28 protein-coding genes are annotated in these 24,237 nt (G+C 69.2%); 9 read left to right on the top strand and 19 right to left on the bottom strand.

Annotated features, from left to right (window positions below):
* Positions 1-5: 5 nt before the first annotated feature.
* The 7 genes from ACZ6ZQ_RS16795 to ACZ6ZQ_RS16765 all read right to left on the bottom strand — a co-directional run bounded on the left by ACZ6ZQ_RS16795 (position 6) and on the right by ACZ6ZQ_RS16765 (position 5,276).
* Complete coding sequence (locus ACZ6ZQ_RS16795; RefSeq protein WP_469769285.1) at positions 6-1,337, bottom strand: dicarboxylate/amino acid:cation symporter; 1,332 nt, start codon at positions 1,335-1,337, stop codon at positions 6-8.
* Between the two features lie 90 nt (positions 1,338-1,427).
* Positions 1,428-1,505, bottom strand: a complete 78-nt coding sequence (locus tag ACZ6ZQ_RS16790; protein ID WP_469769417.1) for a putative leader peptide — start codon at positions 1,503-1,505, stop codon at positions 1,428-1,430.
* Positions 1,506-1,689: 184 nt separating this feature from the next.
* A complete protein-coding gene (locus ACZ6ZQ_RS16785; protein WP_469769284.1) occupies positions 1,690-1,980 on the bottom strand; it encodes a DUF4229 domain-containing protein in 291 nt (96 codons plus the stop codon).
* Positions 1,981-2,082: 102 nt separating this feature from the next.
* Positions 2,083-2,607, bottom strand: a complete 525-nt coding sequence (locus tag ACZ6ZQ_RS16780; protein ID WP_469769283.1) for a GNAT family N-acetyltransferase — start codon at positions 2,605-2,607, stop codon at positions 2,083-2,085.
* A gap of 135 nt (positions 2,608-2,742) precedes the next feature.
* On the bottom strand, positions 2,743-3,921 hold the full coding sequence (gene mqnE / locus ACZ6ZQ_RS16775) for an aminofutalosine synthase MqnE (RefSeq protein WP_453663116.1): 1,179 nt from the start codon (positions 3,919-3,921) through the stop codon (positions 2,743-2,745).
* A 91-nt stretch (positions 3,922-4,012) separates the two neighbouring features.
* The gene (locus ACZ6ZQ_RS16770) at positions 4,013-4,468 is read right to left on the bottom strand and encodes an Lrp/AsnC family transcriptional regulator (RefSeq protein ID WP_453663114.1); all 456 of its coding nucleotides are present in this window, start codon (positions 4,466-4,468) and stop codon (positions 4,013-4,015) included.
* A gap of 106 nt (positions 4,469-4,574) precedes the next feature.
* A complete protein-coding gene (locus tag ACZ6ZQ_RS16765) occupies positions 4,575-5,276 on the bottom strand; it encodes a UbiX family flavin prenyltransferase (RefSeq protein ID WP_469769282.1) in 702 nt (233 codons plus the stop codon).
* A 98-nt stretch (positions 5,277-5,374) separates the two neighbouring features.
* Between ACZ6ZQ_RS16765 and ACZ6ZQ_RS16760 the strand changes: the two genes are divergently transcribed.
* Positions 5,375-5,974, top strand: a complete 600-nt coding sequence (locus ACZ6ZQ_RS16760) for a rhomboid family intramembrane serine protease (protein WP_469769281.1) — start codon at positions 5,375-5,377, stop codon at positions 5,972-5,974.
* Here the strand turns inward: ACZ6ZQ_RS16760 and mqnP are convergent.
* Positions 5,964-6,866, bottom strand: coding sequence for a menaquinone biosynthesis prenyltransferase MqnP (gene mqnP, locus ACZ6ZQ_RS16755; protein WP_469769280.1), 903 nt, complete (start codon positions 6,864-6,866; stop codon positions 5,964-5,966). The genes ACZ6ZQ_RS16760 and mqnP overlap by 11 nt on opposite strands.
* Entirely contained in the window at positions 6,863-8,314 is a 1,452-nt protein-coding gene (locus tag ACZ6ZQ_RS16750; RefSeq protein ID WP_453663108.1) for a menaquinone biosynthesis decarboxylase, read from the bottom strand. Before ACZ6ZQ_RS16750 ends, mqnP begins: the two co-directional genes overlap by 4 nt.
* A gap of 84 nt (positions 8,315-8,398) precedes the next feature.
* On the opposite strand from ACZ6ZQ_RS16750, the gene ACZ6ZQ_RS16745 reads away from it, so the two are divergent.
* From ACZ6ZQ_RS16745 to ACZ6ZQ_RS16735, 3 genes are read left to right on the top strand one after another with little or no spacing between them, the layout of a single operon-like run.
* Complete coding sequence (locus ACZ6ZQ_RS16745) at positions 8,399-8,707, top strand: PLD nuclease N-terminal domain-containing protein (RefSeq protein WP_453663106.1); 309 nt, start codon at positions 8,399-8,401, stop codon at positions 8,705-8,707.
* 19 nt (positions 8,708-8,726) lie between these two features.
* Positions 8,727-9,182, top strand: coding sequence for a nucleoside deaminase (locus tag ACZ6ZQ_RS16740; RefSeq protein WP_469769279.1), 456 nt, complete (start codon positions 8,727-8,729; stop codon positions 9,180-9,182).
* Entirely contained in the window at positions 9,172-10,101 is a 930-nt protein-coding gene (locus ACZ6ZQ_RS16735; RefSeq protein ID WP_469769278.1) for an isopenicillin N synthase family dioxygenase, read from the top strand. The genes ACZ6ZQ_RS16740 and ACZ6ZQ_RS16735 overlap by 11 nt, the downstream gene beginning before the upstream one ends.
* Here the strand turns inward: ACZ6ZQ_RS16735 and ACZ6ZQ_RS16730 are convergent.
* The 8 genes from ACZ6ZQ_RS16730 to hemL all read right to left on the bottom strand — a co-directional run bounded on the left by ACZ6ZQ_RS16730 (position 10,088) and on the right by hemL (position 18,757).
* Entirely contained in the window at positions 10,088-10,678 is a 591-nt protein-coding gene (locus tag ACZ6ZQ_RS16730; RefSeq protein ID WP_469769277.1) for an SRPBCC domain-containing protein, read from the bottom strand. The two genes, ACZ6ZQ_RS16735 and ACZ6ZQ_RS16730, sit on opposite strands and share 14 nt — an antisense overlap.
* 130 nt (positions 10,679-10,808) lie before the next feature.
* The gene (gene ccsB, locus ACZ6ZQ_RS16725; protein WP_469769276.1) at positions 10,809-11,891 is read right to left on the bottom strand and encodes a c-type cytochrome biogenesis protein CcsB; all 1,083 of its coding nucleotides are present in this window, start codon (positions 11,889-11,891) and stop codon (positions 10,809-10,811) included.
* Complete coding sequence (resB, locus tag ACZ6ZQ_RS16720) at positions 11,888-13,738, bottom strand: cytochrome c biogenesis protein ResB (RefSeq protein ID WP_469769275.1); 1,851 nt, start codon at positions 13,736-13,738, stop codon at positions 11,888-11,890. The genes ccsB and resB overlap by 4 nt, the downstream gene beginning before the upstream one ends.
* A gap of 3 nt (positions 13,739-13,741) precedes the next feature.
* The gene (locus tag ACZ6ZQ_RS16715; protein ID WP_469769274.1) at positions 13,742-14,479 is read right to left on the bottom strand and encodes a cytochrome c biogenesis CcdA family protein; all 738 of its coding nucleotides are present in this window, start codon (positions 14,477-14,479) and stop codon (positions 13,742-13,744) included.
* 2 nt (positions 14,480-14,481) lie between these two features.
* Positions 14,482-15,084, bottom strand: coding sequence for a TlpA family protein disulfide reductase (locus tag ACZ6ZQ_RS16710; protein WP_469769273.1), 603 nt, complete (start codon positions 15,082-15,084; stop codon positions 14,482-14,484).
* A gap of 119 nt (positions 15,085-15,203) precedes the next feature.
* Positions 15,204-16,454 carry a polysaccharide deacetylase family protein gene (locus ACZ6ZQ_RS16705; protein WP_469769272.1) on the bottom strand — a complete coding sequence of 417 codons (1,251 nt, stop codon included), beginning with the start codon at positions 16,452-16,454 and terminating at the stop codon, positions 15,204-15,206.
* 279 nt (positions 16,455-16,733) lie between these two features.
* Complete coding sequence (locus ACZ6ZQ_RS16700; protein WP_469769271.1) at positions 16,734-17,426, bottom strand: histidine phosphatase family protein; 693 nt, start codon at positions 17,424-17,426, stop codon at positions 16,734-16,736.
* Positions 17,423-18,757, bottom strand: a complete 1,335-nt coding sequence (gene hemL, locus ACZ6ZQ_RS16695) for a glutamate-1-semialdehyde 2,1-aminomutase (RefSeq protein WP_469769270.1) — start codon at positions 18,755-18,757, stop codon at positions 17,423-17,425. The genes ACZ6ZQ_RS16700 and hemL overlap by 4 nt, the downstream gene beginning before the upstream one ends.
* 126 nt (positions 18,758-18,883) lie before the next feature.
* On the opposite strand from hemL, the gene ACZ6ZQ_RS16690 reads away from it, so the two are divergent.
* Together ACZ6ZQ_RS16690 and ACZ6ZQ_RS16685 are read left to right on the top strand one after the other, a co-directional pair.
* On the top strand, positions 18,884-19,438 hold the full coding sequence (locus ACZ6ZQ_RS16690; protein WP_453663086.1) for a hypothetical protein: 555 nt from the start codon (positions 18,884-18,886) through the stop codon (positions 19,436-19,438).
* Entirely contained in the window at positions 19,429-20,028 is a 600-nt protein-coding gene (locus tag ACZ6ZQ_RS16685; protein ID WP_469769269.1) for an SMI1/KNR4 family protein, read from the top strand. The genes ACZ6ZQ_RS16690 and ACZ6ZQ_RS16685 overlap by 10 nt, the downstream gene beginning before the upstream one ends.
* A 141-nt stretch (positions 20,029-20,169) precedes the next feature.
* Here the strand turns inward: ACZ6ZQ_RS16685 and corA are convergent, their stop codons facing one another.
* The gene (gene corA, locus ACZ6ZQ_RS16680; protein WP_469769268.1) at positions 20,170-21,285 is read right to left on the bottom strand and encodes a magnesium/cobalt transporter CorA; all 1,116 of its coding nucleotides are present in this window, start codon (positions 21,283-21,285) and stop codon (positions 20,170-20,172) included.
* A gap of 286 nt (positions 21,286-21,571) precedes the next feature.
* Here corA and ACZ6ZQ_RS16675 point away from each other — a divergent pair, with 286 nt between their 5' ends.
* Complete coding sequence (locus tag ACZ6ZQ_RS16675) at positions 21,572-21,955, top strand: hypothetical protein (RefSeq protein WP_469769267.1); 384 nt, start codon at positions 21,572-21,574, stop codon at positions 21,953-21,955.
* Here the strand turns inward: ACZ6ZQ_RS16675 and ACZ6ZQ_RS16670 are convergent.
* Positions 21,876-22,442 (bottom strand): TIGR03086 family metal-binding protein, encoded by a 567-nt coding sequence (locus tag ACZ6ZQ_RS16670; protein WP_469769416.1) that lies wholly within the window; start codon positions 22,440-22,442, stop codon positions 21,876-21,878. The genes ACZ6ZQ_RS16675 and ACZ6ZQ_RS16670 overlap by 80 nt on opposite strands.
* Before the next feature lie 76 nt (positions 22,443-22,518).
* Here ACZ6ZQ_RS16670 and ACZ6ZQ_RS16665 point away from each other — a divergent pair, with 76 nt between their 5' ends.
* Positions 22,519-23,475 carry a DUF6597 domain-containing transcriptional factor gene (locus ACZ6ZQ_RS16665; protein ID WP_469769266.1) on the top strand — a complete coding sequence of 319 codons (957 nt, stop codon included), beginning with the start codon at positions 22,519-22,521 and terminating at the stop codon, positions 23,473-23,475.
* A gap of 94 nt (positions 23,476-23,569) precedes the next feature.
* Positions 23,570-24,112: a GNAT family N-acetyltransferase gene (locus ACZ6ZQ_RS16660; RefSeq protein ID WP_469769415.1), complete on the top strand. Its 543-nt coding sequence runs from the start codon at positions 23,570-23,572 to the stop codon at positions 24,110-24,112.
* The last annotated feature ends 125 nt before the right edge of the window (positions 24,113-24,237 follow it).

The raw sequence follows: 24,237 nt of genomic DNA, 5'->3' as shown, positions 1-24,237 counted from the left end.
CCGCGTCACGCGGTGACCGGCACGGCCACCTTCTGCTCGGCGTCGCGCACCTCGATGTCGTCCACCGGCGAGGCCGACGCCGCGTTGTACGCGTCGTGGTCCAGGATCTTCTCGCGGGCCGCGACGACGACCGGGACCAGCGCCTGGCCGGCGACGTTCGTGGCCGTCCTGATCATGTCCAGGATCGGGTCGATCGCCATGAGCAGACCCACGCCCTCCAGCGGGAGGCCCAGGGTGGAGAGGGTCAGCGTCAGCATGACCGTCGCGCCGGTGAGGCCCGCGGTGGCCGCGGAGCCGACGACCGAGACGAAGGCGATCAGGAGGTAGTCCTGGATGCCGAGCTCGACACCGAAGATCTGGGCGATGAAGATCGCGGCGAGCGCCGGGTAGATCGCGGCGCAGCCGTCCATCTTGGTCGTCGCGCCGAACGGCACGGCGAAGGAGGTGTACTCCTTCGGAACGCCGAGGCGCTCGGTGACCTTCTGGGTGACCGGCATCGTGCCGACCGACGAGCGGGAGACGAAGGCCAGCTGGATCGCCGGCCAGGCGCCCTTGAAGAACTGCAGCGGGTTGACCTTCGCGACGGTCGCGAGCAGCAGCGGGTAGACGCCGAACAGGACCAGCGCGCAGCCGATGTAGACGTCGGCGGTGAAGGTCGCGTACTTGCCGATCAGGTCCCAGCCGTAGTCGGCGATGGCGTAGCCGATGAGGCCGACGGTGCCGATCGGGGCGAGGCGGATGACCCACCACAGGGCCTTCTGGAGCAACTCCAGGACGGACTCGCTGAGGGCGAGGATCGGCTTGGCGCGGTCGCCGAGCTTGAGGGCCGCGATACCGGCGACGGCGGCCATGAAGACGATCTGAAGGACGTTCAGCTCGGTGAAGGGGGTGATGACGTCCGTCGGAATGATGCCGGTGAGGAAGTCGATCCAGGAGCCGGCGTGCTCCGGCAGCTTGCCGTCCCTGGGCGTCAGGCCGGTGCCCGCGCCCGGGTTGGTGAGCAGGCCGATCGTGAGGCCGATGGCGACCGCGATCAGCGACGTGATCATGAACCAGAGCAGGGTGCGGGTCGCCAGCCGGGCGGCGTTGTTGACCTTCCGCAGATTGGTGATCGACACCAGGATCGCGAAGAAGACGAGCGGGGCGACGGCCAGCTTCAGCAGCTGGACGAAGATGCCGCCGACCTGCTCCAGGGTCTTGTAGAGCCAGTTGATGTCCTGGCTGCGGGCGAGCCAGCCGAGCAGGGCACCGAGCACGAGACCGGCGACGATCTGGGCCCAGAAAGGGACCTTGGGTATGCGGCTGGCGCGGGTGGGCGTCGCGGAGTTCGCGGACACGGGGACACACTCCGGGAAGGCGTATCGGGGAATTCGGGGGACAGGGGTGCGGCGCCCGTGCGCTCGGAAGCGCCGCTGCATGATGCCGGGTCAGACCGAGCGGCAACAGACCGCGGACATACAGCGGCACAGGTCGACATGCAGGCGCGCCACGAGCGGGGGGCTCATGACTGTTCCGGGGCGCACTGCTGTCGTCATGCCGAACACGTTAACACTTGAACTTTGAGAACCTCAAAGCTGGCCTTTGAGGCGAGAACGCGTCACGGCACATCCGGACACGCCGAAGCCCCAGCGCCGGAGCGGGTGCTCCTGCCTGGGGCTTCGGGGATGTGTGAGGAAGCTTACGCTCCGCCTACTGGGCGTCTTCCCTGGTGCGGTTCGCCTCCAGGCGGGACTTGACCCGATCGACCTTGCCGACGATCTGCTCGGACATCGCGTCGCGCTGCTTGCGCAGCAGGACGAGGCTGAGCGGCGCCGAGAGCAGGACGGAGAGGACCAGCACCCACAACAGGTTGGAGTCGCCCAGGCCCCTCGGCAGTACGCGGAGATACACCAGCCCCGAGAGGACGGCGAAGCAGCCGGCGAAGATGCCGAACCGCATGAGGGTGTACCGGAGCGTGGCGCTCGTCTTGCTGTCGGACACGACGGCCCCTTCCCTTCACTTGGTTGCCCCACAAGTGAAGCACGTGCCGAATTGATCAATTCACGGGGAGCCGCTTGGTCAATTCACGGGGAAGCCGCTTGATCAGTTCAGGGGGAGCAGCATCGTGATGTCGTCGCGATAGTCCCCGTCGGCGACCCGGATCGCGTCGGGCACTCGCCCGACCTCCTTGTAGCCGCACGACGCGTAGAACCGCTCCAGCCCGGTGCCGCCGCGGCAGGTGAGCCGTATCGCCGTGATGCCGTCCAGCCCGCTCGCGGCGTCGGCTGCCGCGGCGAGCAGTTCGCGGCCGTATCCCTTGCCCTGATGCCGCGGATGCACCATCACGGTGTAGAGCCACACCCAGTGCCGCATCAACCGGTGCGTGTTGTACGTGAGGAACGCGGCGGCCGCGACCTGCCCGTCCGCTTCCCGCCCGACGAGCAGCCGCGCCCGCCCCTCGGCCATCGCGACGAGATGCCGCACCAGCTCCGGCCGGATCTCCTCCGCGGTCACGGGCGGCACGAACCCGACGGCCCCATCAGCGTTCGACACGTCCGTCCAGAGCCCGAGAACGCCGTCGCGCAGCGCGCGGTCGACCGGCGGATCGAGCGTGAATACAAGAGCCATGGCCAGACAATAACTTTCCGGGTTCAACGCCCCACAGGGGTCCGGGGCAACGCCCCGGACCGAATGAGACCCACGAGTCAGACCCGAGGAATCAGACCCGAAGAACCCAGGCCCGAAGAACCCAGACCTGCGGAATCAGACCCGCATCGGCTGCGGCGATTCCCGGCGGTCGCCGTCCGGCCCCGGGTACTCCCGGATCACCTCGTACCGCGTGTTCCGCTCCACCGGACGGAAGCCGGCGTCGCGGATGAGGTCCAGCAGATCGTCACGCGTCAGCTTGTTCGGCGTGCCGTAGTTGTCCGCGTCGTGGGTGATCTTGTACTCGACGACCGAGCCGTCCATGTCGTCCGCGCCGTGCTGCAGCGCCAGCTGCGCGGTCTGCACGCCGTGCATCACCCAGAAGACCTTGACGTGCTGGATGTTGTCGAACAGCAGCCGCGACACCGCGAAGGTCTTCAGCGCCTCCGCGCCCGTCGCCATCGTCGTCCGCGCCTGAAGGCGGTTGCGGACCTTGCCGTCCTGCATGTCCACGAAGTCGTGCTGGTAGCGCAGTGGGATGAAGACCTGGAAGCCGCCGGTCTCGTCCTGGAGTTCACGCAGCCGCAGCACATGGTCCACCCGGTGCCGGGGCTCCTCGATGTGCCCGTACAGCATCGTGCACGGGGTCTTGAGGCCCTTCTCGTGCGCGAGGCGGTGGATGCGCGACCAGTCCTCCCAGTGGGTCCGGTGGTCCACGATGTGCTGGCGGACCTCCCAGTCGAAGATCTCCGCGCCGCCACCGGTCAGCGACTCCAGACCGGCCTCGATCAGCTCGTCGAGGATCTCCGACGCCGAGAGCCCCGAGATCGTCTCGAAGTGGTGGATCTCGGTGGCGGTGAAGGCCTTCAGCGAGACGTTCGGCAGGGCCTTCTTCAGCTCGCTCAGCGACCGCGGGTAGTAGCGCCAAGGCAGGTTCGGGTGGAGCCCGTTGACGATGTGCAGCTCGGTGAGGTTCTCGTTCTCCATCGCCTTGGCGAGGCGGACGGCCTCCTCGATGCGCATCGTGTACGCGTCCTTCTCGCCCGGCTTGCGCTGGAACGAGCAGTACGCGCACGACGCCGTGCACACGTTCGTCATGTTGAGGTGACGGTTGACGTTGAAGTGGACGACGTCGCCGTTCTTGCGCGTACGCACCTCGTGGGCGAGACCACCGAGCCAGGCCAGATCGTCCGACTCGTAGAGCGCGATGCCGTCCTCGCGGGTCAGCCGCTCGCCGGCCCGGACCTTCTCCTCCAACTCGCGCTTGAGACCCACATCCTTGATAGATGCAGTCATCAGGCCGCCTCCCACATGTCTACGAATCGAGCTTCACCAACCGTACTCCCCCGTACTTCACGCACCGGGGGACCCCCAAGGACGCTTCGCGTCACACCTCTTCGGGCAGGTCCCCGACCCGGTTCTCCCACTTCGTGGAGAGCACGATCGTGGTACGCGTCCGCGACACGCCCTTCGTCCCCGACAGCCGCCGGATCGTCTTCTCAAGACCGTCGACGTCACTCGCCCGCACCTTGAGCATGTACGAGTCGTCGCCGGCGATGAACCAGCAGTCCTCGATCTCGGCGAGGTCGCGCAGGCGGCGCGCCACGTCCTCGTGGTCGGCCGCGTCGGAGAGCGAGATGCCGATCAGCGCGGTGACGCCGAGGCCCAGCGAGGCGGCGTCGACGGTGGCCCGGTAGCCGGTGATGACGCCCGCCGCCTCCAGGCGGTTGATGCGGTCGGTGACGGAGGGACCGGAGAGTCCTACGAGCCGGCCGAGCTCGGCGTACGAAGCCCTGCCGTTCTCACGCAGGGCCTGGATGAGCTGCCTATCCACGGCGTCCATATGCCTGAGCCTTCCATTATTCATCGCTACCGCAATTTTACGTGTGAAATCAAAGGCGCGCAGGAGACACCCTGTGTGCCCGTGTGTACCTCAAACGATCAGAACGTCAGCCCGGACCACCCGGTCCCGCTGCCCGGTCCCCCTGTTCGGCCCTGGAGCCGCCCAGCTCACCCTCCCAACGGCGGTACAGCCCGTGCGGCACCCCCGCCGCGTCCAGCACCCGTCCGGCGACGAAGTCCACCAGATCCTGGATGTGCGTCGCTCCCGCGTAGAACGCCGGAGAGGCCGGCAGCACCACGGCGCCCGCCTCGTCCAGCGCCACGAGATGCTTGAGGGTCTGCCCGTTCAGCGGGGTCTCCCGGACCGCGACCACCAGCTTCCGCCGCTCCTTCAGCGTCACGCTCGCCGCCCGCTGGAGCAGGTCCTTGGACAGCCCGAGTGCCACGCCCGCGACGCACGCCGTGGACGCCGGTACGATCAGCATCCCCTTGACGGGGTACGACCCGGAGGACGGCCCTGCCGCCAGGTCCCCGGCCGCCCAGTGCCGCACGTCCGCCACATCCGCCTGAAAGGTGCCCGGCTTGCCGTCGGCGCCGCGCCCCAGCCACTCCCGCAGATCGTCGTGCCAGTGCGCGTCCCGGAACGCGATCCCGGTCTCGTCCAGCAGGGTGAGCCGCGACGCCCGCGACACCACCAGGTCGACGCTCTCACCCGCGTCGAGCAGCCCGCGCAGCACGGCGGCGGCATAGGGGGTCCCGGACGCCCCGGAGACCCCGACGACCCACGGGGTGCGGTTGGCGTCAGTCATGGCATTGAGCCTATCCGGCCACCGGACGGCGGAACTGGGTAAGGTGCCCCGGACGTTTCCGGGGGGAGACGCAGGACCGCAGGACGCAGGGGGCCACGATGTCGAGCGACGCACTCGAGTGGAGCCGGACCGACCGGGCGAAGACGGCCGGCATGCTGATGCTGGGCTGGGTCGCGCTGCTGTGGGCGCTGGAGGCGATCGACGTCGCGTCCGGCCATGCCCTCGATCCGTACGGCATCACTCCGCGCGACATCGCCGAGCTGCCGGACATCGTCCCCGCGGCCTTCCTTCACTACGGCTTCGGCCATGTCGCCGCCAACAGCCTCCCGCTGCTCGTGCTCGGCTTCCTGGCCGCGCTGTCCGGCATACGCCGCTTCGCGGGGGTCGTCCTCACCGTCATCGTGGCCTCGGGCCTGGGCGTCTGGCTGACCTCCCCCGCCGATTCCGTCACGCTGGGCGCCTCCGGCGTCGTCTTCGGCCTCTTCGGCTACGTACTGGTCCGCGGCTTCGTGGACCGCAGCGCGCTGGACGTGGTGGTCGGGCTGGTCGTCGCCGCGCTCTACGGCTCGATCCTGTGGGGCGTTCTCCCGACCGACTCGGGCGTCAGCTGGCAGGGCCACCTCTTCGGACTGCTGGGCGGCGTCGCGGCGGCGTTCGTCTTCCGCCGCCCGCGAGAGCGCGCCCGCCTCACACCGTGAGGCCCCGCACCAGCAGATCCAGCAGCGCGCACCCGAACAGGGCGATGCCGATGAACCCGTTCACCGTGAAGAAGGCCCTGTTCAGCCGGGACAGATCGTGCGGGCGCACGATCGTGTGCTCGTAGAGGAACGCCGCGGTGACCACCGCGAGGCCCAGCCAGAAGAAGAAGCCGGCGTCGGTCGCGAGGGCGTACCAGACGAAGAGGACCATCGTCACGGCATGGCATGCCCGCGCGCCCCACAGCGCGGCCGGGACACCGAACCGGGCGGGGACCGACATCACGCCGTGCGCGCGGTCGGCCTCGACGTCCTGGCAGGCGAAGATCAGGTCGAAGCCGCCGATCCAGATACCGACGGCGAAACCGAGGATCACCGCGTCCCACGACCAGGCCCCGGTGATCGCGATCCACGCGCCGACCGGACCCATCGCCTGGGCCAGACCCAGGATCGCGTGCGGGAAGTTCGTGAACCGCTTCCCGTACGGATAGACGACCATCGGCACGACCGCGACGGGCGCCAGCGCGAGGCACAGCGGGTTGAGCATCGCCGCGGCCCCCAGGAAGATCACCACCGCGACGCCCGCCCCGGTCCACGCGGACCGCACCGACACCGCACCCGTGACCAGCTCCCGCCCCGCCGTGCGGGGATTACGGGCGTCGATCTCCCGGTCGATGATCCGGTTGCAGGCCATCGCGAACGTCCGCAGCCCCACCATGGCGACGGTGACGAGCAGCAGCTTGCCCCAGTGGATGTTCCGGTTCAGCTGGAACATCGCGGTGAGGGAGGCGATGTACGCGAACGGCAGCGCGAAGACCGAGTGCTCGATCATCACCAGCCGAAGGAACGCCTTGGTGCGGCCCGGGCCCGGTACCGCGGCCGCGGACGCGCTCACAGGCCGTACTCCTTCCAGCGCCGGTCGACCAGCGCCGCCGTGTCGGGGTCCGACTCGACCATGTCCGGCCAGCCCCCGTCGCGGGTGTAACCCTCCTCCGGCCACTTCTTCGTCGCGTCGATGCCCGCCTTGCCGCCCCAGAACTGCTGGTAGGAGGAATGGTCCAGATGGTCCACCGGGCCCTCGACCACGGTCAGGTCACGGGCGTAGTCCGTGTTGCCGAGCGCCCGCCACGACACCTCGTGCAGATCGTGGACGTCGCAGTCGGAGTCGACGACCACGATCAGCTTGGTCAGCGACATCATGTGCGCGCCCCAGATGGCGTGCATGACCTTCTGGGCGTGCTTCGGGTACTTCTTGTCGATCGAGACGATCGCGCAGTTGTGGAAGCCGCCCGACTCGGGCAGGTGGTAGTCCACGATGTCCGGCACGATGATCTTCAGCAGGGGCAGGAAGAAGCGTTCCGTCGCCCGGCCCAGCGGGCCGTCCTCCGTCGGCGGCCGGCCCACCACGATCGACTGGAGCAGCGGCCGCTTCCGCATCGTCACGCAGTCGATCGTCAGCGCCGGGAAGTCCTCCTGCGGCGTGTAGAAGCCGGTGTGGTCGCCGAACGGGCCCTCGGGAAGCATCTTCCCCGGCTCCAGCCAGCCCTCCAGCACGACCTCCGCCTGCGCCGGCACCTGCAGCGGCACGGTCTTGCAGTCGACCATCTCGATCCGCTTGCCCTGCACGAAGCCGGCGAACAGATATTCGTCGATGTCGCCGGGCAGCGGCGCCGTCGACGCGTACGTCACGGCCGGCGGGCAGCCGAAGGCGATCGCCACCGGCAGCTTCTCGCCGCGCCGCGCTGCCACCTGGTAGTGGTTGCGGCTGTCCTTGTGGATCTGCCAGTGCATACCGATGGTGCGCTTGTCGTGGCGCTGGAGGCGGTAGAGCCCGAGGTTGCGGATCCCCGTCTCCGGGTCCTTGGTGTGCGTCAGCCCCAGGTTGAAGAACGAGCCGCCGTCCTGCGGCCACGTGAACAGCGCGGGCAGCCGGTCCAGGTCGACGTCCTCACCGCGCAGGACGACCTCCTGCACCGGCGCGTCCTTCACCTTCTTCGGCGGTACGTGCGTCATGGCGCCGAGCTTCCCGAACGCCTCGCGCACCCCGACGAACCCGTGCGGCAGCTCCGGCTTGAGCAGCCCGCCGATCTTCCCGCTGATCTCGTCGTACGACTTCAGGCCCAGCGCCTTGAGCAGCCGGCGGTCCGTCCCGTACACGTTCATCGCGAGCGGCATCGACGAGCCGCGCACGTTCTCGAAGAGGAGCGCCGGACCGCCGGATTTCTGGACCCGGTCGACGATCTCCCCGACCTCCAGATACGGGTCGACTTCGGCCTTGATGCGCTTGAGGTCGCCCTCGCGCTCCAGCGCCCGGAGCAGCGAGCGAAGATCGTCGTAAGCCATGCCGTCCAGTATCGGCCACTCGCTACGCTTGACCTGTCACGGGGGCCGTCCCAGCGGTCCCGAACCCGCGTTCAGGGGGCCGCCATGCTTCGGGTGCTGATGTTCTTGGTGCCACTGGCACTCAGCATCTACGCGTTCATCGACTGCATCTCCACCGACGAGAAGGAGATCAGGTACATCCCCAAGCCGATCTGGGCGATCCTCGTTCTGCTCTTCCCCCTCGTCGGCTCCATCTCCTGGCTGCTGGCCGGCAAGGACCGGACGGCCCAGCGGCCGTCGCGCCGCGGCGGTTGGGTGGCGCCTGACGACAACCCTGATTTCCTGAAGTCCCTCGACGACGAGAAGGGCCACGACAAGGGCCACAATCGGGACGAGGACCAGGGCAAGGCCTGACGACGGGAGGGTCGGGTTCATGGACGAGGAGCAGGCACGCCGATGGCTGGCCCCCGCCCTCGCCGAAGCCCGCGCGGGCCTCGCCGAGGGCGGCATTCCGATCGGCGCCGCGCTGTACGGCCCGGACGGCAGCCTCCTCGGCCGCGGCCACAACCGCCGCGTCCAGGACGGCGACCCGTCGCTGCACGCGGAGACGGCCGCTTTCCGGGCGGCGGGGCGTCAGCGCTCGTACCGCGGTACGACGATGGTCACCACCCTCTCCCCGTGCTGGTACTGCTCCGGGCTCGTCCGGCAGTTCGGCATCTCCCGGGTCGTCGTCGGCGAGGCCGACACGTTCCACGGGGCCCACGGCTGGCTCGCGGCACACGGCGTCGAGGTCGTGGTCCTGGACGATCCGGAGTGCACGGCACTGATGCGCGATTTCATCGGCAAGCACCCGGCGCTGTGGAACGAGGACATCGGCGATGACGAGTGACCGTATCCCTGTGATCGACCTGGAGCCCTGGCTCTCCGGAGACCGCGACGCCCGGTCCCGCGTCGCCACCACCGTCGACGCCGCCCTGCGCACGGCCGGGTTTCTGCTCGTCACCGGCCATGGGGTGGACCAGGGACTGCGGACGGAGATCCGGGAGCTGGCCCGGGACTTCTTCCGCCTTCCGCAGTCCGCCAAGGAGCCGTACGCGGTGAAGGTGGGCGGGCGGGGCTGGCTGGGTCCCGGGGCGGAGGCCAACGGCTACGCGGAGGGTACGCAGACGCCGCCCGATCTCAAGGAGTCGCTGTCGTTCGCGGCGGACCGTCCCACGGGCGACCCGGAGGTCGACGCCGAGTGGTTCCTGCCGAACACCTGGCCGGGCGAGGCCCCCGGGCTCAGGCCGGCGGTGGAGACGTATCTGGGGCAGATGCGGGCGCTGTCGGACCTGCTGCTGGAGCTGCTCGGGGCGGCTCTGGGCGAGCCGGAGGACTTCTTCACCCGGCACACCGGGCATCCGACCTGGGGTTTCAACATCAACTGGTATCCCGGCCGGGACACCGTCGGCGAGCCTCAGCCCGGCCAGTTCCGGATCGGCCCGCACACCGACTTCGGCACGGTCACCGTCCTCGACCGGCAGACCGGCAGGGGCGGCCTCCAGGTCTTCACGGACGAGGGCGGCTGGGAGGACGCCCCGTACGCGCCGGACGCGCTGACGGTCAACATCGGGGATCTGATGGCCCGCTGGACGGGGGGCCGCTGGTGCTCGGGGCGTCATCGGGTGCTGCCGCCGCCCGCGGACGTACCGGCGGAGGAGCTGATGTCGCTGGTGTACTTCTACGAGTGCGATCCGGGCACCGACGTGCGCGGCGTCGACTCGCACACCTATCTGCGGGCCCAGCTGGACGCGATCACGGCCGGCTGACGTCCCGGCCGGCGTACTCCTCGCGCAGTTGCCGGAAGCGGTCCGGGGTCCAGGCGGACCAGTCCATGGGGCGTCCGTCGAGGGCGGCCTCCAGATACTCGAAGTGCTGGTGCCAGCCCGCCAGGCTGTCGAGGCGCTGCTCGTCGGTCCCGGTGAACTCGTTGGTGAAGCGCAGGACGGTCGCGAGCGAGTCCGCGGGCGCCGGCTCCATGTGGAAGCGGATCCTGCCGTGCAGCTCGACGGTGTACTCGGCGACGGCCTCCATGTCCCAGGCGGTGACCCGCCCGGAGACGACCGTCCCCTTTCCCTCGGTTCCCCCGGTTCCCCAGGTTCCCCCGGTTCTCCCGGCGTCTGCGGCTGCGTCTGCGTTGAGCCAGCGGAGCGTCACCCCGCCGCCGAGGCGCGGTTCCAGCAGATCGGCGGCGGCCAGCCACTGCGGCAGGCCCTCGGGGGTGGCCACGGCGACCCAGACGTTCACCACGGGGTGCGGCAGATGCAGCACGAAGTGCAGGACATGGGTGTCGCCGTCGTCGCCGCGGCGGGTCTCGCCGGTGCCGTGAGGGATCGGTTCCGTCATGGCACCAGCGTCGCCCGTACGGGCCGTGCCCGCTACCGGCTCTCGCCCACCCGGTCGAAGATCCGCTGCTCACGGACGCGCAGCCGTCCTCGCGGGATCACTGCGGCATCACTGCGTGATCACTGCGGGATCATTCGACTCCGGCGTAGCCGTGGAGGCTGTTCACGAAGAGGTTGACGCCGTAGTAGTTGAAGAGGAAGCAGGCGAAGGCGACCAGCGCGATGTACGCGGCCTTGCGGCCCTTCCAGCCGGCGGTCGCTCGGGCGTGCAGATACGCGGCGTACGCGACCCAGGTGATGAACGACCAGACCTCCTTGGCGTCCCAGCCCCAGTAGCGTCCCCACGCGTCACCGGCCCAGATCGCACCGGCGATGATCGTGAACGTCCAGAGCGGGAAGACCGCGGCGTTGATGCGGTACGCGAACTTGTCGAGGGAGGTCGCGGCGGGCAGCCGCTCCAGCACCGAGCGGGCAAAGGAGCCGGGGTTGCCGCCGTTCGCCAGCTTGTTCTCGTACGAATCACGGAAGAGATAGAGCAGCGTGCCGACCGCGCCCAGGTAGAAGACCGCACCACAGAAGATCGCGGTGGAGACGTGGATCCACAGCCAGTACGAGTGCAGCGCCGGGACCAGCTGGTCGCTCTCGGTGTAGAGCCAGGTGACGGCGATGCCCAGGTCGAGCAGGACCGTGGTGACCAGCGGCAGTCCGATCCAGCGGACGTTCTTCCTGGCGAGGAGGAAGCCGAGGTACGCGCCGACCGCCACCGTGGAGAAGGTGGTGGAGAACTCGTACATGTTGCCCCAGGGGGCTCGCTGCACGGACACGGCGCGGGATACGACGCCGGCCGCCTCGACGAGGAAGGCGAGGACCGTCAGCGAGACCGCGATCCGCCCGTACAGGTCGCCCTTGACCGTGCCGCCCGCAGCGCCGGGGCCGTCGGGGACGTCGCGCTGTCCGGCCGCCGTGCGGGTGACGACCTTGGGGCGCTCCAGGACGGTGGTTCCCCCGCCCTTACGGGCGACGTTGACCGTCACCGCGGCTGCCGCCGCGGGGGCGGTGAGCGCGGCGGCGGTACGGCCGACCTTGCTGCGGCTGCCGAAGACCCACTCGGCGATGTGTGCCAGGAACGCCAGGGTGTAGACGGCCATCGACGAGTAGATCAGCCCATTGCTGAACTCGGCGAGGCTCTCGTTGGTGGCGGCGGCGAGATTCACTTCTCAGCCCCTTCGGAAGGAACAGCTTCGGCTGGATCAGCTTCGACAGGATCAGGATCAGGATCAGGATCGGCATCGGCATCGGGCGCGGTCGGCGCCCGCTCGTTGAGCGTGACGGCCAGATCCGACAGCTCCTCGGGGAGCTTCGCGGACTCGCTCCGCCCCAGCCCCGCCATCTCGACGACGGTCACGCCGTCTTCCCCCCGTACGGCCCGGACCCAGACCCGGCGCCGCTGGATGAACAGCGAGCCGACGAGGCCCGCGATCGCGGCGATCGCGCCCGCGAGGGCGAGACCACTGCCGGGCTGCTGGGAGATCTGGAAGCTCGCCCACTCCTTGATCTCCTTCTCGAAGGTGATCGAGCCGGCGCCGTTCGGCAGCTTCATCGTCTCGCCCGGCAGCAGCGTCTGCTTGAACACGTCGCCGTTGGCGTCCTTGAACGCCGTCATCTTGCTGGTGTCCAGCTGGTACACGTTCTGCGGAAGGCCCGCGTTCACGCGCAGATCGCCGTGGTACGCACCCAGGTTCAGCGCCGGGAACACCAGCCCCGGGAACTGCGAGAACATCTGGCCGTGGCCCTTGCCGGCGTACGTCGGGACGAAGAAAGCCGGGAAGCCCAGCTGTGCCTTCTTGCCGTTCTTGTCCCGGTAACCGTCCATCACCTTGACGACGCCGGTGGAGGTGACGTTGTTGTCGATGGGCAGGAGCGGCACGGCCTCCCGGTGGACGACCTTGCCCCTGCCGTCCCGGACGGTGACGACGGGCGCGTAGCCGTGGGAGAGCAGGTAGACCTTGGAGCCGTCGATCTCCAGGGGCTCGTTGACCCGGATGATGCGCTTCTGGTCCTTGCCGTCGGCGCCCTCGGAGTAGGTCACGGCCGCTTCGAAGGTGCGCGGGGTGCCCCGCTGCGGCCCGCGACTCTCGTACGTTCCCGTGAAGCTGTCCAGGGTGAAGCTGAACGGCGCGAGCTCGTCGACGCTGAACATCGACCCGGACTTGAAGTCGTCGTACTGGGTGAGGGTGTTGGAGAAACCGCTGCCCTCGACGATCAGCTTGCCGCCCTCGGACTTGAACAGCTGCCCGACGGCGAACGCCACCAGCATCACGATCAGGGCGACGTGGAAGAGCAGATTGCCGACCTCGCGCAGGTAGCCCTTCTCGGCGGCGACCGCGTCCCCGGCGAGGTGGGCACGGAACCGGCGCTTCTTCAGCATCGCGAGCGCGGCCTCACGGACCGCTTCCGGGTCCGCCTCGGTGCGCCAGGTCGTGTGGACGGGCAGTCGCGTGAGCCGCTTGGGGGCGCCCGGCGGGCGGCCCCGGAGCTGGCCGATGAACTGCCAGGTGCGGGGGACGATGCAGCCGATGAGCGAGACGAACAGCAGGATGTAGATCGCGGAGAACCACACCGAGCTGTAGACGTCGAAGAGCTGGAGCTTCTCGAAGACCGGCGTCCAGAACTCGTTGTTGGCCTTCCAGGTGCTCACCTTCATCTCGTCCGCGCTGTTCTGCGGGATGAGGGAGCCGGGGATCGCGCCGAGGGAGAGCATGAAGAGGAGGATCAGCGCGACCCGCATCGAGGTCAGCTGCCGCCAGAACCAGCGCGTCCACCCGATGACCTCGCGGCCGGTCCAGGCGATCGCGCCGACGGCGCCCGGCGCGCGCGTGCCGCCGAAGGAGCCGGGCACGGCTCGTTCCTGAGGGGCGGTGGAGAGCTGTGCCCCGGCTTCGCCGACCTCCTGGTCGGCGGTCTCCGGCGTCGTCCCGCTCTCGGACGTCGTCCCGCTCTCCGGCGTCGTCCCGCTCTCCGGCGTCGTCCCGCTCTCGGACGTCGTCTCGGTCTTGCTCATGGATCAGATCCCCACCTGGAAGCCTTTGGACCAGCCCTGCATCTCCTGCACGATGCTGTCCCACGCACCTGTGAGCAGCAGCAGACCGGTCGCGATCATCATGCCGCCACCGATCCGCATCACCCACGCATAGTGCCGCTTGACCCAGCCGAACGCACCGAGCGCCTTGCGGAACGCGACGGCGGCGAGAACGAACGGCAGGCCGAGCCCGAGGCAGTACGCGGCGGTCAGCAGCGCCCCGCGGCCCGCGCTGGCCTGTTCGGCGGCCAGCGCCTGGACGGACGCGAGGGTCGGGCCGATGCACGGGGTCCAGCCGATGCCGAAGAGCGCGCCCAGGAGCGGCGCCCCGACCAGACCCGTCGCCGGCCGCTTGTGGAAGCGGAACTCGCGCTGGGTGAGGAAGGGCATCAGCCCCATGAAGAAGATCCCCATGAGGACCATCAGCACGCCGAGGACCGTGGTGAGGGTCTCCCGGTGCTCCTGGAGGGTCCAGCCGAAGTAGCCGAAGAGCGCCCCGCCGGAGACGAAGACGGCGGTGAAACCGAGGACGAAGAGCGCGGCCCCGGCCGCCATCCGGCCCCGCTTGGCCTCGGCGAGGTCGGTGCCCGTGATGCCGGTCACGTACGAGAGATAGCCGGGGACCAGGGGCAGCACGCAGGGCGAGAAGAAGGAGACAAGGCCTCCGAGTACGGCGATGGGCAGGGCGAGCAGCAGCGCACCACTGAAGACCGTCTCGTTCATCCCTACTTCTCCGCGATCAGCGGGTCGATCATCGAGTGGAGCTGCTTGTCGTCGAGCGCGGTGAGCGCGCGCGCCGCGAGCTTTCCGTCACGGTCGACGACGATCGTGGTCGGAATGGCCTGCGGGTTGAGGCTGCCCTTGGGGAATTTCAGGATCAGCTTGCCGATGGGGTCGTGGAAACTCGGATAACTGATCCCGAATTCCTCCTCGAAGGCGAGCGCCGGGCCGGTCTGCGAGTCACGGGTGTTGATCCCGATGAACTCCACGCCCTTGCCCTTGGTCTCCTTCGCGACCTTGGTGAGATAAGGCGCCTCGGCACGGCAGGGCGTACACCACGAGCCCCAGAGGTTCAGCACGACGATCTTGCCTTTGTAGTCGGCGAGATCGAGCGGCTTGCCCGTGAGGTCCTTGCCGGCAAGAGCCGGAGCGTCCGTGCGTTTGCCCTTGGCGGCGGTGGAGATCCCGCCGGTGTTGGTCACGAAGTTCGTGTCGCCGCCGCCGCCGGACTTGCCGTTGGAGTCGCCGCTGCACGCCGAGAGCGTGAGCGCGGCCGCGATGGCGCCGGCGGCGAGCAGGGTGCGTCGAGGGGCGCGGACAAGGCTCATGTGAAAAGTTTCGCATGGGCCTTCAGGGGATCTTGCGCACCCCCCTTGATGCCCGTAACGCCCCTTGTCAAGAGCGTTTAAAGGGACACCGGAAACATCGGAGTGCCAACTGCCGGCGGCTATGCGGCGGCTTTGAGGAAGGCGCTCCAGCCGCCCGCCGGGGACTGGCCGACCTCGAGCGTACGGAGCTTCGCGAGGATCTTCGGGTCCTGGACGTCCAGCCAGTCGCAGAACTGCCGGAACGACACGAGACGTACGTCCTTCTTTCCGGCCATTCCCTTCAGGGCTTCCTCGACGGCATCCATGTAGATGCCGCCGTTCCACTGCTCGAAGTGGTTGCCGATGAAGAGCGGTGCGCGATTCGACTCGTACGCGCGCTTGAATCCGCTGAGGTAGGCCTCGGTGGCCTGCTTGCGCCATCCGGGATAGCGGGACGGCATGCCCTTGGTCGAATTCTGCGACTGATTGGCGAGGATGTTGTAGTCCATCGAGAGCACCTCGAAGGAGTGCCCGGGGAACGGTACGGCCTGCAGCGGCAGGTCCCATACGCCGCCGCGCCTCTCCGGCCACTTCTGGCGGCCGCCGGGCGAGCTCGCGTCGTAGCGCCAGCCGAGCTTCTTGGCGGTCGGCAGCAGGTTGTCCTGGCCGAGCAGACAGGGGGTGCGGCCGCCGACGAGTTCCTTGCGGTAGTCGAAGGGCAGCGGATCGATGTCCTGCCAGCCGCTGTTGGTCTTCCATTCGGTGACGAAGGACACAGCCTGGTCGATCTCGCTCTGCCACTGCGCGGGCGTCCAGTTTCCGACGGAACCCGATCCCGCGCAGAAATGCCCGTTGAAGTGGGTGCCTATTTCATGGCCGTCGAGCCAGGCCTGCCGGACGTACTTGAGGGTGTCCTTGATGTGCGGGTCGGTGAGATAGCCGATGTCGGAGGCGCCGACACGGTTGTTCGGCGGGCGGTAGAGCGATTTCTTCGACTCGGGCAGCAGATAGATGCCGGAGAGAAAGAAGGTCATCGCCGCGTCGTGGTTCCTGGCGAGTTCCAGGAAGCGCGGGAAGAGTCCGTTGCCGACCTCACCCGCGCCGTCCCAGGAGAAGATCACGAATTGCGGCGGGGTCTGGCCGGGTTCGAGCGGGACGGGCGCGGTGGGCTGGTGCGGCTGCTTTCCGGTGTCGGCGGTCGAGCCGTCGCCTATGAGGCGGACCGGCTTCGTGGCGGAGCCTGGCTTACCGCCGCCCCCGCCACCGCCGCTGCTGCCGCCCTGGTCGTTGCCCTTGCCGCCGCCCGAGCCGGACCGGCAGCCTGCGATGCCGATCGCCGCCGCGGCGCCAAGTCCCGCTCCGAGCAGACCCCTTCGGCTGATGTCGCGCATGCCCCCACGTCCCGTTCACGTTCATGTTTCGCTGCCGCCGTCCGACCAACGGGTTAGATGGCGTGCGGAACGTGAAGGTTCCAGGGGCTAGTGCCGCGACCGGCAATGTTTGCCCGTCAAGGAGCGTCGTCCGGTGCGTGCCATCGCAAGGCGGCCGGAAGTCCTTGTAGCGGAGCTACCAGGGCTTTTGGCCAACGCAGCGAGGGTGCGTGCCGGGCGGCGCGACAGGGCAAAGCTTGCCGGGAGGGGCACTAGGCCGTGTCTGACACAGCCAGATGGCTATGCGCCAAAGGCTTTTGACTTGCCCTTGACCGGTTTGGCGCCGGCGAGAAGATGCGCCGGAACAAGATCGCGGGCCGGTTCCGAGTATCCGACCGAGACGATCTTGTCGCCCTGATAGGTGAAACTCGTCAGCGACGCGAGGGTGCACTGCCGGCGGCGCGGATCGTGCCAGAGCCGGCGCCGCTCCACGTAGCTGCGCACGATCCAGATCGGCAGCTGGTGGCTGACCAGGACCGCCTCATGACCGCGGGCCGCGTCACGCGCGGCGTCCAGCGCACCCATCATCCGCACCACCTGATCGAGGTACGGCTCACCCCAGGAGGGCCGGAACGGATTGATCAGGTGCTTCCAGTTGCCCGGCTTGCGCAGGGCGCCGTCGCCGACCCCGAAGGTCTTGCCCTCGAAGACGTTCGCCGCCTCGATCAGCCGCTCGTCGGTGTCCAGGCCCAGGCCGTGCGACTTGGCGATCGGCGCGGCCGTCTCCTGCGCCCGCTCCAGCGGAGAGGCCCCGACGTGAGTGATGTCACGTTCCGCGAGGTGCTCGGCGACCCGGTCGGCCATCCGGCGGCCGAGATCGGAGAGGTGGTAGCCCGCCCGGCGCCCGTAGAGCACACCATCCGGATTCTCCACTTCGCCGTGCCGGATGAGATGAACGACGGTCGTTTCCGTACTGGTCTCCGTGCCGGTCATGCGGTGGCCTCCGCGGCGGCGCGGGCGGCCGCGGGCAGTGCGGCGGCGATCCGGTCGATGGCGGCGTCGTCGTGGGCCGTCGACACGAACCAGGACTCGAAAGCGGACGGCGGGAGGTACACGCCTTGAGAGAGCATCGAGTGGAAGAAGGCGTTGAAGCGGAACACGTCCTGCTTCTTCGCGTCGTCGTAGTCGCGCACCTCACGGTCGGTGAAGAAGACCGAGAACATGTTGCTCGCGGTCTGCAGCCGGTGGGCGACGCCCTCCTTGGTCAGCGCATCCGTGACGAGGCCCTGGATCCGCGCGGAGACCGCGTCGACCTTCTCGTACGCGGCGTCGTCGAGGAGTCGCAGCTGGGCGAGGCCCGCGGCGGTCGCGATCGGGTTCCCGGACAGGGTGCCCGCCTGGTAGACCGGCCCGGCCGGGGCGAGGTGGCCCATCACGTCGGCGCGGCCGCCGAACGCCGCGGCCGGGAAGCCGCCGCCCATGACCTTGCCGAAGGTCATCAGGTCCGGGGTGACGCCGTCGATGCCGTACCAGCCGGCCTTCGACGTACGGAAGCCGGTCATGACCTCGTCGGAGATGTAGAGCGCCCCGTTCTTCGCGCAGGCGTCCTTGAGGCCCTGGTTGAAGCCTGGATTGTTTTCACTGGCCGGCAGCGGCGGGACCACACCCATGTTGCCCGGCGACGCCTCCGTGATCACGCACGCGATCTCGCCCGGGTGCGCGTGGAAGGCCGCGTGGACCGATTCCAGATCGTTGTACGGCAGCACGATCGTGTCACCCGCCTGAGCGCCCGTGACGCCCGGCGTGTCAGGCAGCCCGAAGGTGGCCACCCCGGATCCGGCGGCGGCCAGCAGGGCGTCCACATGCCCGTGGTAGCACCCGGCGAACTTGACCACCTTGGCGCGACCGGTGAACCCGCGGGCCAGCCGGATCGCGGACATCGTCGCTTCCGTACCGCTCGAAACAAGCCGTACCTGATCGACCGGCTCGATCCGGTCCACGATCTCCTCGGCGAGAGCAACCTCACCCTCTCCCGGCGTACCGAACGAGGTGCCGCGGCCGACGGCCTCCTGAACTGCGGCGATGACCTCGGGGTGGGCATGTCCGAGGATCATCGGACCCCACGAACACACGAGGTCGACATACTCGCGTCCATCGGCATCGGTCAGGTACGGACCGGTACCGGACACCATGAACCGGGGCGTACCGCCCACAGCTCGAAAGGCACGGACGGGAGAGTTCACGCCGCCGGGCGTCACGAGGGACGCGCGGTCGAAAAGCGTCTGCGAAACTGGGGCGTCATAGGGAAAGCTCACGGAATCCATGGTGTCAGAGGCCCGGGACGTTCTTGCGGACAGGTGTTTCACCGCACGTCCGTGGGGGAGGTCACTGTCACGATGATCGGGTTGCGCGGCGGGGGCTGTGCGTCCTAAAAGCAGTCGGGTGGAGATATGCATCGCGGTGGCGGACTGGGCGAGGGGACTGACGATCTGGGTCCCGAGCCTGCCCGGCGGGGGAGGCACCGGCGGCACGAGGCGGACGAGCCCACGGGGAGCAGGGGTGGCCGAGTGGGGGTGACCTACAAGTATTTCGGCGCACCCGACGGCGCCACGGCTGCCCGCGTGCCCATTTCGATGCGCCCGGAGGAGCTGGGCGGCGATGAGCTGGGCATGGGCGGAATGTTCACCAAGATCAAGCCCGAGACGATAGCCGCGATGGTCCTCACGGGTATCCAGGGCATGCCGCTGCACAAGGTGCCGCCGCTGGAGCTGGTGGTCCTGCACCCCGACTACGCGGTGGTGAAGCTCCCCATGACCGTCGTCGACCCGCTCCGCGGCATCGGCGAGGAGTCGGTCGGCGCGGCCGCCTTCATCTGGTCCACGGTCCCGGACCGGGGCGGCCCACGTGACGCGTTCAACGTGTACCAACTGCTTCACGAGTGGCAGGACTTCTCGGTCCGGCTGCACGAGGCGGGGCACCAGCCGTACTGTCTGGTGTGGCCCTGACCTCCGGGCCCGGTGGGCCCCTGAGCTGGGGTTCTGCAGATACGGGAGTGCTGTGGGACGGCGCGCGCTGGCACGGGAAAGCCGTCAGGTCCCGTCTCGCGGCCCTGTCCGCCCAGGATCCCGGGCTCAGCCGTTTCGGAGCGGAACACCACGGCTACCGGCTCCGCCCACCGATGCCCGAGACGGAGATCCGCGCCTTCGAGGAGCGGTACGGCATCACACTGCCGGAGTCCTACCGCGGCTTTCTGGGGGAGGTCGGCGACGGCGGCGCAGGCCCTGCCTACGGCCTGTACGGGCTGGAGGAACTGCCCGACGAGGAGGAGGCCGCCCACGACCTGCGAGCGGAGGCCAGGCAGCCCGGCCTGCTGGCGACACCGTTCCGCCCCGAGGCGGCGTGCACCCAGGACACTCCGGTTCCCGGCACTCTGGTGGTCGCGGAAAGCGGTTGCATGACGTTCGTCCGCCTCGTCGTCACCGGTGAGGGCGCCGGGCGCGTCTGGTTCGACGATCTGGCCGTGATGAATACGCTGACGCCGGGGCCTGCCTTCCACGAGTGGTATCTGGCGTGGCTGGAGTCGGCGGGTCGCTGATCCCCGGCCCGGGCGCGCACGCCGACACGTACGCCGTCAGACGCGCACGCCGACACGTACGCCGTCGGGCACCTACGCCGTCGGGCGCGTGTGCCGTCGGACACCTGCGCCGTCGGGCGCCTGCCCCGTACCGCGGGGCCGTCAGAGCCAGCCGTTGCGGCGGAAGCCCCGGTGGATCACGAAGCAGGCGACGGCCATGACGCCGAGGACGACCGGGTAGCCGTAGGTCCAGCGCAGCTCCGGCATGTGGTCGAAGTTCATGCCGTACACCCCGCAGACCATCGTCGGTACGGCCACGATCGCCGCCCACGCCGTGATCTTGCGCATGTCCTCGTTCTGGGCGACGGTCATCTGCGCCAGATGGGCCTGGAGGATCGAGTCCAGGAGCGAGTCGAAGCCGTTGATCTGCTCCCCCGCGCGGGCGAGATGGTCGGAGACGTCCCGGAAGTACGGCCGGATGTCCGGGGCGATGAGGGAGTCGGGCTGGGTGGCGAGGGCCTCGAGCGGTCGGCTCAGCGGGGACAACGCCCGCTTGAACTCCAGGAGCTCCCGCTTCAGCTGGTAGATCCGCCCGGCTTCGCCACGGCCCGCGGCGCCGCGCCCCACGTGCTCGGAGAAGACGGCCGTCTCGACCGCCTCTATGTCGTCCTGCACGGCGTCGGCGACGGCGACGTACTCGTCCACGACGAAGTCGGCCACCGCGTGCAGCACTGACGAGGGCCCCTTGGCGAGCTGCTCGGGCGTCGTCTCCAGCGCCTCGCGCAGCGGGCCGAGCGAGCCGTGCCGTCCGTACCTGATGGTGATCACGAAGTCCCGGCCGGTGATCACCGTGATCTCGCCGGTCTCCACCACCTGGCTCGTGGCGGTCAGCTGGTCGTGCTCGGCGTACCCGACGGTCTTGAAGACCGCGAGCAGCGTGTCGTCGTACGGGACGACCTTGGGCCGCCGGTGGGCGTTCACGGCGTCCTCGACCGTCAGCGGGTGCAGGCCGAACAGCTCGGCGAGCGAGGCGAATTCCTCCTCGGTGGGCTCGTGCAGCCCGATCCAGACGAAGCCGTTGCTGCCGGGACTTGCGCTGTTCTCCTTGCGCACGCGGCGCAGCGCCTCTTCGGCCGGGCAGTGCCCGGCCTGTCGCAGCCCGTCCGCGTACCCCACACAGTTGACGACGGCGCTGCCGAGCGGCGAGCGCGCAGGGTGGCTGAGATCGACGGTGCGCCGGTATGCACGGCGCACCGCGCGACGGAGATTCCGGATCATCGACAACGCGGGCTCCTGGGCGGCACGGGCTGCGCCGGGCGCGAGGGACCGGCACTCACTCTCCCCGCAACCCTGTACGACGAGAACTCGCTTGTCCATGGCAGTCCGTTCGATGGGGAACCGCCGAGTCACGTGAGGGTCCTGCGGTGATCCTGCGATCCCGTTGTCCGGACAGGCTTTTGAACGGTGACCTGCCTCCAGCCGGACGCCGCGCCGGCCGATGTCCACAGTGCACGCACCGGTCGTGTCGTGTGTACCGACATCCGAACATCCAAGGAGGCCCGGCGTGGGTGACGTCCTGCTGGCCCTGTGCATCCCGCTGACGGTCTGCGCGAGCGGCATCTACGCGGTGTGCGAGAGCTGGTGGCGGCGCAGACGTCCGGCGCCGCCGTCACCGTTCCCGTTCCCGAACCGGTTCCCGCCCACGTCCCCGTCGCCGTACGCGCACGCCGGCGCCCGCCTCGCCGAGCGGGAGATGCTCGTGGCGGCGGAGGAGATCGTGTCGGAGGCGTACGCGCGGCTCGCAGACCTGTACGGCGACAGGTATGCCGGCGCATACGACGACGAGTGCACAGGCGCGTACGGCGGCGTCAGCGCGGGCTCCACCCCGGATCACGACCCGTCGTCGCCAGCGCCCGCGCGAACGGGGACGCATCCGCCGGCACACTGACCGCCTCCCCGAAAGCCCCCCATTGACGTGCCATCGGGGCCATCTCCTCGAGTGCCGGGACCAGTTCGGCGACCACCTCCGGATCGGGGTCGTACTCCTGCCCGGTCGCACGGGCCAGATCCCATACGTGCACGGTCAGATCGGCCAGCACCATGTGCCCGACCGTCCTGGCCGGAAGGCCGAGCGAGCCTGTGGTGCCCTCCTCCGCGCCCGGTTCGGCCCAGGCCTTCACGAGCCGCGCGGTCTCGTCCTCGAAGAGACCCTGCCAGTCGCCCGCCGTCCGGTCGGGGGTCGTGGAGAAGTCGGAGTCCTTCTTGGCGGCGAGCGCCTGGAAGTTGACGACCACGTGGAGGAGGTGGTTGATCAGGGCGTGTACGTCGTACTCCGGGCACGGAGTCGGCGCGGTCAGGTCGGCCGCGGTCATTCCGCGTACGACGGGAACGGCGCGTGCAGTCGTGGCTTCGAGCAGTTCACTGATGGCCTTCATGGCCTCGATGGTGGGCAGCGCGGGCCCCTGCGTCTTGAACAAACGCGACAGAACAAAGGCGACATAGGATCCGGGCATGGGCAGCAGGAGTGAGCCGCAGGCGGCGGCAGCCGGTCCTCGACGCGACACCCGGGGGATCGTCGACGCCCCGGAGCTCTTCGCGCGGGTACGCTTCCGGCGCCGCGAGCCCGCCCCACCGCTGCGGCCGTATCTGGAGCACTACTGGCTCATCGACTGGGACCTGCCCGAGCCGTACGCCTCCCATGTGGTGCCACATCCGTCGGTGAACGTCGTCTTCCAGCGGTACGGGAACGAGGAGCCCTGGGGCGAGGTCGCGGGCATCGGTCTCGGGCTCTTCACGAAGCAGTTGGAGGGGCGGGGGCGGGTCTGCGGGGTGCAGTTCCGGCCGGGCGGCTTCCGGCCCTTCGCTCCTGGGCGGCCGGTGTCGGAGTGGACGGGGCGGCACGTGCCGGTGTGCGAGGTGTTCGACGGCCCTTCCGGCATCGGCGCCGCGGCCGTTGTCGGCCCGGACGAGGAAGATGCGCGGGTCGCGGCGCTCGACGCGTTCCTGCTGGGGCTCGGCCCGGTGGCCGATCCGCAGGCCGATCACGCGATGGCGCTGGTCGAGCAGGTCCGTACGGACCGGACGATCCGCCGCGTGGCTCAGCTCGCGGAGGCGGACGGGGTGTCGGTGCGGACGCTGCAGCGGCTCTTCGCGGCGTACGTCGGCGTCGGGCCGAAGTGGGTCATCCTGCGCTACCGCATTCATGAGGCGCTGGAACGGGCCGAGGCGGAGGGTCCGGGGAGCGGCACGGGCTCGGGGACCGGCACTGGCACGGGCCCGGGGACCGACTCCGGCACGGGCCCGGGGACCGACTCCGGCACCGGCACCGGCACCGGCAGCGGCAGCGAGCCGGACTGGGCTGCGCTCGCGGCCGAGCTCGGCTACAGCGACCAGGCACATCTCGTACGGGACTTCACGGCGACGGTCGGCGTGCCGCCGACGGCGTACGCGGCGCAAACGTCCAGGTGAGGCCGGTTGCCCGGGTGGTTGTCAGACCTCGGGCGTACCGTGCGGGACTATGGAGAACCGGGACACGCAGAACCGGGACACGCAGAACCGGTTCATGCAGGACGAGGCATCGGTGGTGCGGATCGAGCCCTGGTCGGAGGGCGACTTCGCCCTGCTGCAGGCGGCGAACGCACCGGAGTTGATGGAGCATCTCGGAGGTCCGGAGCCGGACGAGAAGCTGGCCGAGCGGCACAGGCGGTACGTGGCCCTGAGCGCGGAACGGACCGGTGCAGGGTGCATGTACCGGGTGGTCCTGGCTGACGCGGGCGTGGCTGTGGGGACGATCGGATTCTGGGAGAAGACCTGGCGGGGAGAGCAGGTCTACGAGACGGGCTGGACCATCCTGCCCGGCTTCCAGGGCCGCGGGCTCGCCTCGGCCGCGACGTCGGCCGTGGCCGAGGCGGCCAGAGCGGCGCACAAGCACCGCTACCTGCACGCGTTCCCGTCCGTCGACAACGCTCCGTCGAACGCGGTGTGCCGCAAAGCGGGCTTCTCGCTGCTGGGCGAGTGCGATTTCGAGTACCCGCCGGGAACGCCGCTGCGCAGCAATGACTGGTGTCTCGACCTCGAGGACATGGGCGCCATGGCCACGCGCTGACGGGCCGCCTGCACTCGGTTCCGGGGGCGCTCGGCGCCGTTCCGCGCCGTTCCGCGCCGTTCCGGATCACCCGGGTCGCTCAGCGGCAGGTACGTGGCAAGCCACAGGTGTGCCCGCATCTATTG

It is taken from the genome of Streptomyces sp. NPDC053673, assembly GCF_055585225.1.
This window is presented reverse-complemented; position numbering and strand designations above follow the sequence as displayed.